General features: G+C 66.8%; 8 protein-coding genes and 1 pseudogene. 2 read left to right on the top strand and 7 right to left on the bottom strand.

Features of this window, described 5'->3' with window-relative positions; all coding sequences use genetic code 11:
* The first annotated feature begins 36 nt into the window (after nucleotides 1–36).
* Nucleotides 37–2,043 carry a thioredoxin domain-containing protein gene (locus ADADO0_RS00475; protein ID WP_511303097.1) on the top strand — a complete coding sequence of 669 codons (2,007 nt, stop codon included), beginning with the start codon at nucleotides 37–39 and terminating at the stop codon, nucleotides 2,041–2,043.
* A gap of 125 nt (nucleotides 2,044–2,168) precedes the next feature.
* Here the strand turns inward: ADADO0_RS00475 and ADADO0_RS00470 are convergent, their stop codons facing one another.
* The 6 genes from ADADO0_RS00470 to ADADO0_RS00445 form a co-directional block, all read right to left on the bottom strand.
* Nucleotides 2,169–3,602, bottom strand: coding sequence for a glycosyltransferase (locus ADADO0_RS00470; RefSeq protein ID WP_511303096.1), 1,434 nt, complete (start codon nucleotides 3,600–3,602; stop codon nucleotides 2,169–2,171).
* 351 nt (nucleotides 3,603–3,953) lie between these two features.
* On the bottom strand, nucleotides 3,954–5,222 hold the full coding sequence (gene rho, locus ADADO0_RS00465; protein WP_511303095.1) for a transcription termination factor Rho: 1,269 nt from the start codon (nucleotides 5,220–5,222) through the stop codon (nucleotides 3,954–3,956).
* A gap of 408 nt (nucleotides 5,223–5,630) precedes the next feature.
* On the bottom strand, nucleotides 5,631–6,221 hold the full coding sequence (locus tag ADADO0_RS00460; RefSeq protein ID WP_511303094.1) for a malonic semialdehyde reductase: 591 nt from the start codon (nucleotides 6,219–6,221) through the stop codon (nucleotides 5,631–5,633).
* 209 nt (nucleotides 6,222–6,430) lie between these two features.
* Nucleotides 6,431–6,832, bottom strand: a complete 402-nt coding sequence (locus tag ADADO0_RS00455) for a DoxX family protein (protein WP_511303092.1) — start codon at nucleotides 6,830–6,832, stop codon at nucleotides 6,431–6,433.
* Nucleotides 6,833–6,934: 102 nt separating this feature from the next.
* Entirely contained in the window at nucleotides 6,935–8,002 is a 1,068-nt protein-coding gene (locus ADADO0_RS00450) for an AbrB family protein (protein ID WP_511303090.1), read from the bottom strand.
* 102 nt (nucleotides 8,003–8,104) lie between these two features.
* Nucleotides 8,105–9,301 carry a pyridoxal phosphate-dependent aminotransferase gene (locus tag ADADO0_RS00445; RefSeq protein WP_511303088.1) on the bottom strand — a complete coding sequence of 399 codons (1,197 nt, stop codon included), beginning with the start codon at nucleotides 9,299–9,301 and terminating at the stop codon, nucleotides 8,105–8,107.
* A gap of 291 nt (nucleotides 9,302–9,592) precedes the next feature.
* Here ADADO0_RS00445 and ADADO0_RS00440 point away from each other — a divergent pair, with 291 nt between their 5' ends.
* Nucleotides 9,593–11,659, top strand: a complete 2,067-nt coding sequence (locus ADADO0_RS00440) for an acyltransferase family protein (RefSeq protein WP_511303087.1) — start codon at nucleotides 9,593–9,595, stop codon at nucleotides 11,657–11,659.
* A 9-nt stretch (nucleotides 11,660–11,668) separates the two neighbouring features.
* On the opposite strand, the pseudogene ADADO0_RS00435 reads toward ADADO0_RS00440, so the two are convergent.
* Nucleotides 11,669–12,126: pseudogene (locus ADADO0_RS00435) on the bottom strand (acyl-CoA dehydrogenase family protein); the annotation flags it as partial.

Below are 12,126 nucleotides of genomic sequence, written 5' to 3'. Positions count from 1 at the left end.
AGAACCGATCGCCCCACCGCGCGAATGGAGTCGAACATGAGCGAGAACCGCCTGACGGGAGAGACCAGCCCCTATCTGCTCCAGCACAAGGACAACCCGGTGCATTGGTGGCCGTGGGGGCCGGAGGCGTTCGAGCACGCGCGCGCCACCGGCCGGCCAGTGCTGCTCTCGGTCGGCTATGCCGCCTGCCATTGGTGCCATGTGATGGCGCACGAGAGCTTCGAGAACGAGGCCATCGCGCAGGTGATGAACACCCTGTTCGTGAACATCAAGGTGGACCGCGAGGAGCGGCCGGACGTCGACCAGATCTATATGGCCGCGCTCCACCAATTGGGCGAACAGGGCGGCTGGCCGCTCACCATGTTCCTGGATGGCGAGGGCGGCCCGTTCTGGGGCGGCACCTATTTTCCCCCGACAGCGCGCTACGGACGGCCCGGATTTGCCGACGTTCTGCGGCAGATTTCGGAGGTCTACCAGGCCAGCCCCGACAAGGTGCGCCAGAACCGCGAAGCCATTCTGGCGCGGATCGCCGCCGCCGCGCGACCCGAGGGGCATGCAACCATCGGGGTGAGTGAGCTGAATACGGCGGCGGGGCAGGTCGCCCGGCTGTTCGACCGCACCCACGGCGGACTGCGCGGGGCGCCGAAATTCCCCCAGTCCGGCCTGCTCGAATTGCTGTGGCGCGCCGGGGGGCGGACCGGCGAGGAAACGCTGCGGGCCACCGCAGCCTTTAGCCTCAACCGCATGTGCGAGGGTGGCATCTACGACCATCTGGGCGGTGGCTTCTCGCGCTATAGCGTCGATGAAATCTGGCTGGTGCCGCACTTCGAGAAGATGCTGTACGACAACGCCCAGCTTCTCGAACTGCTCGCTCTGGCCCATGTGGAGACCGGCGACCCGCTGTTTCTGCGCCGCGCGCGCGAGACGGTTGTCTGGCTGAAGCGGGAAATGACCAACCCGGAGGGCGCCTTCTGCGCCTCGCTCGACGCCGACAGCGAGGGTCACGAAGGCAAGTTCTATGTCTGGACCGCCGAAGAGATCCGGGCGGTCCTGGGCTCGGAGGATGCGGCCTATTTCGGCGGTTTCTACGATGTCAGCCCCGAGGGCAATTGGGACGGCAGCGTCATTCTCAACCGCACCAAGGCGGGCGATGTCTCGGAGGAAGACGAAGCGCGCCTGCTGCCGATGCGCGAAAAGCTGCTGGAGGCGCGGGCGCGGCGGGTGCGGCCGGGGCTGGACGACAAGATCCTCGCGGACTGGAACGGCCTGATGATCGCGGCGCTGGCCCGTGCCGGCGCCTTCCTCGGCGAGGCCGAATGGGTGGAGATGGCGGGCCGCGCGTTCGACGCCGTGTGCCGGCTGATGGTCCGTGAAGACCGGCTGGGTCACTCCTGGCGCGAGGGGCGGCTGCTGTTTCCCGGCCTCGCCTCAGACCTCGCGGCCATGGCGCGGGCGGGTATCGCGCTGCACGAGGCGACCGGCGCGGCCGCCCCGCTGGCCAAGGCCGAAGCCTTCCTGGAGGCGCTGGAGCAGCACCACGCCGACCCTGTGACCGGCGCCTATTTCCTCACGGCGGACGATGCGGACGCCCTCGTGGTGCGCCCTCTCGCCACCATGGACGAGGCGCTGCCGAACTATAATGCGGTGGCGGCAGACGCCCTGGTGCGGCTCGCCGCGCTCACTGGGCGGGACGATTTGCGGGATCGCGCGGACCGGGTGCTCACCGCCCTCTCCGGCGTTGCGGCCGCCACCGCCCTCGCCCATGGCGCCCTATTCAATGCGCTCGATACGCGCCTCTCGCTGGCTGAGATCGTGGTGGTCGGTGAGGCGCGGGAGCCGTTCGCGCAGGCGGCGCTGCGCCTGCCCTTCCTCACCCGCGTGGTGATCCGCGCCGGCGCGGTGGCCGATCTGCCTGCGGGAAGCCTCGCCCGCGCCCAGGCGGACGCCGCGCCGCAGACCGGAGCGGCCTTCATTTGCCGCGATGGGCGCTGTTCCCTGCCGGTGACGGACGTGGAGGGCCTAAAGGCCGCTTTTGCCGCCTGAGGGGTCAAAACCCCCTCTTTTTGTCGGCTCGGTAAATCGATAGCCCCTGAAATGCGTCAGGAGCGTCAACAGCGGGTGTTTTTAGTCGGATGATGCGGAGGCTGGAAACACCCTCGATCAGCCGCCTATAAGGCTCCCAATAGAGCAACTTTTGGGTGTATTTCGATTGCGCCGCCACGAATTGCGTGTGTCTTCGCCTCCGTGTCGTTTGCGGCCGGCGCGGAGAACACCGGGCGGCGCGTCTCCGGCTCCGGCACGATCCGGTCGACGCTGCGGTCGGGCCGGAGCAGATCGGCGATCACGGCGTTGATCACGGCGGGCCAATCGTACCAGGTGAGGTCGGCAATGGCGGCGCGGGCGGCGGCGAGATGCTCGGGGTCCTCCAGCGCCGCCACCGCCGCGGCGAGGTTGGGCACGTCGGTGAAATAGATCCCGCTGTCGCCAAGCACTTCGCGGAACACCGAGAGGTCGCGCACCACCACCGGCAGGCCGCGCGCGGCAGCCTCCAGCACCGGCAGGCCGAAGCCTTCCGCCACCGACGCGGAGATGAAGCCGTGTCCACCGACGTAATAGGCCTCGAGCGCGGCGTCATCCACAGTGTCTGCCCAGAACAGGCGCTTGCCGAGCCAGCGGGATTCGCGGATCGGAGCGGCGGTTTCCTCGACGTGCCAGCCGGGCCGACCGATGATCACGAGGGGGCGCTCATAGCCGGCGTCCCACAGGGTCTCCAGGGCGGCGACCGCATCGCCGTGCCCCTTCTTGGGCTCCACGCTGCCGACCATGAGCCAGGGCCGCTGGGCCATCACCGCCTGCCCCTCCGGCGAGAGCGAAGCGGCATCGGCGACACCGACGGAGGGGTTGAAACCGTTGTAAGCCACCGCGCCCCTGATGGTGACGTCGCGGGTCTGCGCGAACGCCTTCACATCGTTCAAGGTCTGCCAGGAAATCGCATAGTAATGATCGACGACGGCAAGCGCCTTGATCAGACGTTCGCGGAACTCCCACCGCCAAGGATATTCGTGGATCTGCGGAAGGGTGACAGGCATGACGTCGTGCATCAGGAAGACGATTTCCGCCCCCTGCGCGCGCGCCGCCTGATAGTCGTCAATGTCCATATTGTACCAGCACCCCGGCACGAACATGATGTCGCCGCGCCGGATTTCGACGGGCTCCCGGATGGTGGGCATCAGATCGAAGTAGCGTTTGACCTTGGGGATCAGCTTGTCCATCGAGCGCGCCCAGCGCGATGTCACCTTCTCCACCTTGTGGAAGGGCAGCACAGCACCCACCAGCAGGAAGATCTGGCGCAGGACGGGGCAGAGATAGCGCATGGCCTGGATCAGCACCTTCACCGCCATGGTGCTAGCGGGGGTCTTGGGCCGGCGGGAGGTGTGACGGCTTTCGCCCGAGGAGGTGCCGGGAAAGCGGAACAGCTGGAAACGGCCTGGCTGGGCGATTTCCACCGGGACGAGATCGACGCCGACACGGCGCGCGGCTTCCGGGGCGAACTTGAGATACTGCTGCACCACGCGGGGAATACCCGTGGGTGACTGCAGCATCGGCGTCCTCGAACAATCCAGCAGAATGCGTCTGGGATCAGAAGAATGGCGCGTCGTCCGCTCACCCGTGAGTCTCATGTCCCAAATCCCCGCATTTGCTTGAACATCATCGCGTGGATGGATGACCAAAACGCAAACGTGGCCGTATGGCCCAGCTTTGACAGACGGAACGTCAAGACACGGCCCGGCCGCTGTCCTCTGGACGGAAGGGCAAGGGCCTGATGGGAAAGCGCCAGACGGAAAAAGAAACGGCGCCGGACCGCTTCACGCGGGCCGGCGCCGATGACTGCAACCTGACGCCCGCGTGCCCTCGCGGGCTGGGGCACGGGCGGCCCCTTTCGGGGCCGCGCCTCAGGTGTTCATGGAATCGAAGAAGTCCTGATTGGTCTTGGTCTGCCGCAGCTTGTCCAACAGGAACTCGATGGCGTCCACCGTGCCCATGGGATTGAGGATGCGACGCAGGACGTACATCTTCTTGAGCACGTCGGCCGGAACCAGGAGTTCTTCCTTACGCGTGCCGGAGCGGGTGATGTCGAGCGCCGGGAACACACGCTTGTCGGAGACCTTGCGGTCGAGAATGATCTCCGAATTACCGGTGCCCTTGAACTCCTCGAAGATCACTTCGTCCATGCGCGAGCCGGTGTCGATGAGCGCGGTCGCGATGATGGTCAGCGATCCCCCCTCCTCGATATTGCGCGCGGCGCCGAAGAACCGCTTGGGCCGCTGGAGGGCGTTGGCGTCCACACCGCCGGTCAGCACCTTGCCCGAGGAGGGCACGACGGTGTTGTAGGCGCGGCCGAGGCGGGTGATGGAATCCAGCAGGATCACCACATCGCGGCCATGCTCGACCAGGCGCTTGGCCTTCTCGATCACCATTTCCGCGACCTGGACGTGGCGTGTCGCGGGCTCGTCGAAGGTGGAGGAGACGACTTCGCCCTTCACCGACCGCTGCATGTCGGTGACTTCCTCGGGACGCTCGTCGATGAGCAGCACGATCAGGAAGCATTCCGGATGGTTGGCGGTGATGGACTTGGCGATGTTCTGCAACAGCACAGTCTTGCCGGTGCGCGGCGGCGCCACGATCAGCCCGCGCTGGCCCTTGCCGATGGGCGAGACCACATCGATGATCCGGGCGGAGAAGTCCTTCTTGCCGCCGGCATCGTCCCATTCGAGCTTCAGGCGCTCGTCCGGGTACAGCGGCGTCAGATTGTCGAAATTGATCTTGTGCTTGGTTTTCTCAGGGTCTTCGAAATTGATCGTATTGACCTTCAGAAGGGCGAAATAGCGTTCGCCTTCCTTGGGTGAGCGAATCTGACCCTCGACCGTATCGCCGGTGCGCAGGCCGAAGCGGCGGATCTGCGAGGGGGAGACATAAATGTCGTCCGGCCCCGGAAGATAATTGGCATCGGGAGAGCGCAGGAAGCCGAAGCCGTCCTGGAGCACTTCGACGACGCCTTCGCCGATGATTTCGGTCTCGCTTGCCGCCAATTGCTTGAGAATGGCGAACATGAGTTCCTGCTTGCGCAGGGTGCTCGCGTTCTCCACCTCATTCTCTTCGGCGAAGGCCAGCAGTTCGACGGGGGTCTTGGACTTGAGATCCTGGAGTTTTACTTCCCGCATAAGGGAAAGCCTCGAAATCTTGAATTGTACCAGCAGCTTCGCGAGGAAGCCGGGTTATGTGGCGGGGATTTCGCAGGTCTTCAGGAAAGCCGGCTGTCTGGCTTCGCCTTACGCGCCGACCCGATCTGAGTGACCGGAGAAACATAGCGCGCATCGCCTGCGTTGGGGAAAGCAGGGGCACCATAGCGGAATCGCATGTCCCCGCGCAAGTCCCGTTCGTCGCAGCGGCGATATTTGGCGGGAGGGGCGAGGCGATTTCCCACTCCGCCGCTCTCACCCTCCCCCCTCGAGGGGGAGGGCGGGGGTGGCGGGTATCTCTCCACTAAATTCGGCGGGGGTGGTCCTGGCGGCGGCGCCATACCCCCCACCCGACCCTCCCCCTCAAGGGGGAGGGAAAGTCATCTGAAATCAGAGAACCTGCGCGCCTTCCTCGAAGGGCAGGCGGGGCAGGCGCGGCATGACCTTGGACGGGTCGCCATGGCCGAGAGCGGCGATGAAGTTCACCTTCACCTTATCGCCGGGGAAGAATTCGGCGTTCACCTTGGGCGCGTCGAAGCCCGACATGGGGCCGACATCCAGCCCGACCGCGCGGGCGGCGAGGATGAAATAGGCGCCCTGGAGCGAGGAATTGCGGAAGGCGTGGGGCTCGATCATCCCCGGGTTATTGACGAACAGGTCGCGGAAGCCCGGCGCATGCGGGAACAGCTGCGGGATCTTGTCATGGAATTCCAGGTCATAGGCGATCAGCGCGATGACCGGGGCGGCCAGGGCCTTCAGATTGCCTTCGGACAGGCCGGGGCGCAGGCGCTCCTTGGCTTCCGGGGTGGTGAGGAACACAATCCGCGCCGGCTGGGTGTTGGCCGACGTTGGGCCGTAGATCATCAGCTCGTACAGCTCGCGCAGTTCCTCGTTGGTGACCGGCTCGCTGGTCCAGCCATTCTGGGAGCGCGCCTTGAGGAACAGCGTATCGAGGGCAGCAGGGTCGACTTTGTAGGTCATGGATAGCACCTGTGAACGGAGTGACCACGCAGGGTCTCGCCTTCGACCTAAACCTTCCCCTCGCAAACACAAGCTTCGCCATCGCAAGCGGGTGCTTGCGCAAATGCAAGCGGCGTCCATTACGCAGGGGAGACGCCCTCTCCCGGGAAGGGAGAGGGGGACCCCAGATCACGCGATAGTCCCCCGACCGCACGACGGGATTGCTTTTGCTACCACTTCCTGCCGAGGCCGAAGCGGCCGGGGCCGGCGACGAAATAGAACATCATCCCGCCGATCAGGCCCATGTTCTTCAGGAACTGGGTTTGCTGCGCGACAAAGGTGGCATCCGGCATCTGCCAGAAGCGGTGGGACACCAGGGTCGCCACCAGAATGAACCCGCCGGTGAGGATCGCGGTGATGCGCGGCAGGACGCCGAGGATCAGCAGGATCGGGGCGCCGACCTCCACCACGCCGGAAACCAGCGCCATGATGTCGGGATAGGGCACGCCCGCGCTGCCGAGATAGGCGGCGGTGCCGGGAATATTGGTGATCTTCTTGATGCCGGAAGGCAGCAGCAGCGCGGCCATCAGCAGACGCCCCACCAGAAGGGCCAAATCATTGATGAAAGTCATGGTCTTCCCGTCCCGTCACCGGCCCAGCGCCGGCCGCTTCTTTTGCAGTGCAGCAATCGCCCGGCGCAACCGGTGGGGCCAACACGAACCCGTGACCCCGGCTCACAATTTCCGGCGGCTCTGGAACAGCAGATGCGCCAGCAGCGGCAGCGCAACGGAGAGGCCGGCGAAGCGGAAAATGTGGTGCGCGCTCATGAAGGCGGGATCATAGCCCAGCGCGAAGCCGAGCACCGTCATGGTCTCCAGCGCCCCCGGCGCGAACGCCGTGACCAGCTTGCCCACGTCCTCGCCCGTGGCCCATGCGGCGGCGATGGCGCACACCACCGAGACGGTGATGGCAACGAGGAACGCGCCGAGCGAAGCGAGCAAACATTCCCTCAGAGTGGCGAGGGTGGTGCCCTGGAAGCGGATGCCCACCGTCGAACCCAGCACCACGAAGCAAGGGATCAGCAGGATATTGGGCAGATGCGCATCGGAGAGACCGGAGGCGTGAAGCGCGGCGCTGCCGAACAGCGCCCCCACCATCACCCCGCCGGGAACCCTGAGCCAGGCTGCGACAAGCCCGCAGGCGAGGCCGACAAGAACCAGGATCGCCAGATCCACCAGCGAGGACGGCGTTGACACCACCACAGCCGCGCCGTGCGGCCCGGCGTTGACGCTTCCAAGCACCTGCGTCAGCACCGCCACCAACAGGAACAGGCGGATCGCCTGGGCGAAGGCGACACGGCGCATGTCCGCCCCGCTGGCGCTCGCCATGGCGAGGGTCGCGGCGAGCGCGCCGGGCGCCGAGGCATAGAAGGACGTCTCGAGGTCCCATTTCGCCACCCGCATCAGGAACAGGGTGACGCCCCCCATCACCCCCGCCACGCTGAGCGCGAGAAAACCCATGCTGATCGGCCAGTTGCTGGCCTGGGTGAGCATATCCGGGGTCAAGGCCGTGCCCATGGAGGTGCCCAGCAACAGGAAGCACACGAAGCGGACCGGCTCGGGCACCAGCGTGGGCGCGCCGCACAAGGTGACGATGGTGGTGGCGACCAGCGCGCCGGACATCCAGGCGGCGGGAAAATTGAAGGCATACAGGGCGAAGCCGCCGAGCGCGCCGGCACCGAGTGTCACCAGCGTGGGCACCAAAGCGGCGCGGACCAATGCGGGGGAGAAGACCACGGCCATGGGTCAGCCGGCCGGCGTCTTCACGGCGCGCATTTTCCCGCCAGACCGCGCGTTCTTCGGTTGCGCCAACCTGGGGCGCCGCAAGCTTTCAGCCATCATCTGCTAGCGCGCCTGCCGTTCGATCCAGGCGCAGAGCCGCTGGGAGGCGGCTTCCAGCTGCGCTTCGCCGCGCGCGAAGCAGAGGCGGATAAAGCCGTCTCCGCCCGGCCCAAAGGCGGTGCCCGGCGCAATGCCCACCCCCGCCTCATCCACCAAAGTCAGCCCGAGGCGACGCACATCGCTCTGCCCCTCGATGCCGAAGAACAGATAGAAGGCGCCCGCAGGCTTCACCACCTTTACCCGTCCGGTGGCCAGCAGCGCGTCGCCCACCAGATCGCGGCCGTGCCGTGCGCGGGCTACCTGCTCCTCGACGAAACCATCCCCCTCGTCCAGCGCCGCGATGGCGCCGCGCTGCATGAAGGCGGCGACGCCGGAGGTGGAATATTGGATCAGATTCTCGATGGTCTGCCCGAGCACGGGGTCAGCCTCGATCCAGCCGATCCGCCAGCCGGTCATGGCCCAGTTCTTGGAGAAGGTCTGCACGAACAAAATGAGATCGTCCGGCGCCATCACGTCATGGAATGAGGGCGCCCGCCCGCCCTCGTAATGGAAGCGCCCGTAGATCTCGTCGGCGATGATCCAGAGCCCGTGCTTGCGGGCGATGGCGAGGATCGCATCCAGATCCTCCCGGCGCGCGACGAAGCCGGTGGGATTGGCGGGGGTATTGATGAAGATCGCGCGGGTGCGCGGCGTGATGGCGGCGGCGATCCGGTCGGGATCGAGGGTAAAACCGCGCGGGCCGAAATCCAGCGGCACGAACACCGGATGCGCGCCTGCGGTCTGCGCGGCGGCCGGCGCGTTCGGCCAAGTGGGGGAGGGGATGAGGATCTCGTCGCCCGCGCCCAGCACCATGGCGAAGGCGATCTGGATCGCCTGCATACCGGAGCCGGTGACAAAGAAGCGCTCCGGCGTCTCGGGCATGCCGTAGTGCCTGTTATGATAGCGCGCCAGCGCCGCGCGCAGGTCCGGCAGGCCGCGCTGCCAGGTGTAGAATGTTTCGCCCGCATGGAGCGCTCGCGCCGCCGCCTCGCAGATGAAGGCGGGGGTCGGCACATCGCCCTCTCCGGCCCAGAGCGGAATGGTCCCCTCGCGCTTGCGGCCGTAATTCATCACCTCGACAATGCCGCTCTCCGGCAATGCGCGTACGTGATCACGGATCTGGTCCAGCGGGGTTGCGGGGGAGGAAAGGGAATCAATCATGGCGGGCTCTGGCAATCGCCGGCGGACCATATCCCTGTTCGCCGCGCCGCGCTCCCTGAAATAGCGGGGTCTATCATCCGCCATCCGCCCCGCCACCGCCCCAAGCGGAGAGGGGTAGGGAGGGGGAATTGGGGAGAAATAGCCGGGTGCAGAGCCTCTTCTTAAGGCTCCTGCCCCCTCCCCAGCCCTCCCCCGCAATCAGGAGAGGAAGCCACCGCGCATTCCGCAATACTCCCCGAGGGCGAGCGAGAGAGTAAGCGGAGGACGTTGATCGGGCGGGGCGGCTTGTTTATGGCTGGGCGAACTGAGACGCGCATTGCGGGGGATACGGGCCTGACAGCCTACAGGGCCGACATCGATGGATTGCGGGCGCTCGCCGTAACCCTTGTGGTGCTGTTCCATGCCGGCTTCCAGCCGCACGGCGGCTTCATCGGCGTCGACGTCTTCTTCGTCATCTCCGGCTATCTCATCAGCGGCATCATCCTGGAGGAGGCGCGGCGCGGCACGTTCACCGTGGCGGGCTTCTATGACCGGCGGGTGCGCCGCATCGTGCCCGCCCTCACCGTGCTGCTGATCGCCGGCCTCGTCGCCGGCGCGCTGATTTTAACGCCGGCCGCGTTCGCGGTGCTGGGCAAGAGCGCGGCGTTCGCCTCGGTTGGCCTCGCCAATTTCTTCTTCTTCCAGAACACCGGCTATTTCGACGGCGCGGCCCAGACCATGCCGCTGCTGCACATCTGGTCGCTGGCGGTGGAGGAGCAATTCTATCTGGTGTGGCCGCTGCTGCTCGCAGGCGCCGTGCGCCTGTCGCGCCGCTGGCCGGCGGCGGTGGGGGCGGTGATCGCGCTGGTGATCGCGCTCAGCCTCACCCTTGCCCTCATCAAGGTCGGCCAAGGGGCCAAGAGCGCATTCTACCAGCCGTTCGGGCGCGCCTGGGAACTAGCGGCCGGCGGCGCGGTGTTCCTCGCGCAAGACCGGCTGCGGGCGCTGCCGCGCGCGGCGATGGACCTGCTGAAAATCGCCGGGCTCGCGGCGATCCTGGTGCCGGCATTCCTGCTGACGCCGCTCAGCAGCTTTCCGGGCGCCAATGCCATAGCGCCCGTGGCGGGCGCCGCCCTCTTGCTGCTGCCATCGGCGGCACCCACCCTGGCGAGCCGGTTGCTGGCATTCTGGCCGCTGCCCGCCATCGGGAAGATCTCCTATTCGCTCTATCTCTGGCACTGGCCCGTGCTGGTGTTCGCGCTCTATTACCGCAACGGCGAACCGCTCACTTCAGTCCGGGCCGCAGGTCTCATCGCCGTCAGCGTGGGTCTGGCGTGGCTGTCCTGGCGCTTCGTCGAGCAGCCGTTCCGGCGCGCGCGGGTGCGGCCGCGCATTGTGCTTCTGTCCGGGCTGGCTGCCGGCGTGGCGGTGGCGGGCGCCGGTCTCGCGGTGGATCTGAGCGGCGGCATCCCGAGCCGGGTGTCGCCCGCGCTCGCCGCCATGGGCTCGGCCAACGATATGTGGGCGTGGCAATGCCGCGAGCACGTCACCCTCGCCGGCCAGCGCAGATGCGTGGTCGGGGCGGATTGGGCGACCGCCGGCACGCGGGCGATCCTGTGGGGCGACAGCCATGCGGAGCACCTGGCGCCGCTTCTGGACGTTGCAGGCAAACAGGTGGGGGTGTCGATCGCCACCATCCGCAGCTGCTCCGCCGTGGTGTCCGAGCATGGGCTGAAGCGCAGCGGCGTCGGCCCGCTGGATATCTGCAACGCCAGCTATGCGGCGGTGAGCGCGCAATTGAAGGCGTCACCCGATATCAAGCTGGTGATCCTCGGCGCCGACTGGAACCTCATGGTGAGCGCGCTCTATCGCAATCCGGGCGATCCGCTGAGCCCCGAGGCCGGGCTGGCGCTGTTGCCTGGCGAACTGGCCCGCGTCGCCGATGATCTCGCCGGCCCCGGCCGCGGCTTCATGGTGGTTGGCGACGTGCCGCGCTGGCAGATCGACCCATTGACCTGCCTCGCCGCGCAGGACGGTTCTCTGCTGCGCGCGCCCTGCGATCGCGAACTCGGCCGCATGCGTCGCGCGGATATGTATCTGCCTGAGGTGCAGGACGCCGTCACCACCCTGTTCCGCTCCCTCCAGGGCCAGCGGCGCGACACCGTCGTGGTGGTGCCGGGCGATGCGCTCTGTGACGCGCAGGGCTGCATGAGCCGGGAGAAGGGCGAATTTCTCTATATGGACGGCGACCATTTCCGGCGCGACATGACACCGGAAGCCCGCGCCGCCCTCACGGAGCGTCTCGGCCTTGCCGCCGCGCTGCGGGCGGCCGTCGCGGGTGCGGCGGCCGGTCCGGCCGGCCCGCCCCCGGTTCCCTAGAACCTCGCCTCAGTTGCCGCCTTCGAGCAGGCGGCGGGCGATCACCTGGGCCTGGATTTCCGCCGCGCCCTCGAAAATATTGAGAATGCGGGCGTCACACAGCAGGCGCGACACCGGATATTCCAGCGCGAAGCCGTTGCCGCCGTGGATCTGCAACGCATTGTCCGCCGCCGCCCAGGCGACGCGGGGCGCCCAGCAGCTTCGACATGCCGGCCTCAAGATCGGTGCGCCGGCCCTCGTCCTTGGCGCGCGCTGCGAAATAGGTGATCTGGCGGGCGATGGCGATCTCCACTGCCATCATCACGATCTTGTCGGCGACACGCGGGAAGGCGATCAGCGGCTTGCCGAACTGAACCCGCTCCTCGGCATAGCGCAGGCCGGTTTCCATGGCCGATTGCGCCACGCCAACGGCGCGCGCGGCGGTCTGGATGCGCGCCGATTCGAACGTGTTTCATGAGCTGCTTGAA

Origin of the sequence: Aquabacter sp. (genome assembly GCF_965279295.1) — a bacterium.
In the GTDB taxonomy this organism is placed as follows: Bacteria; Pseudomonadota; Alphaproteobacteria; order Rhizobiales; family Xanthobacteraceae; genus Aquabacter.
This window is presented reverse-complemented; position numbering and strand designations above follow the sequence as displayed.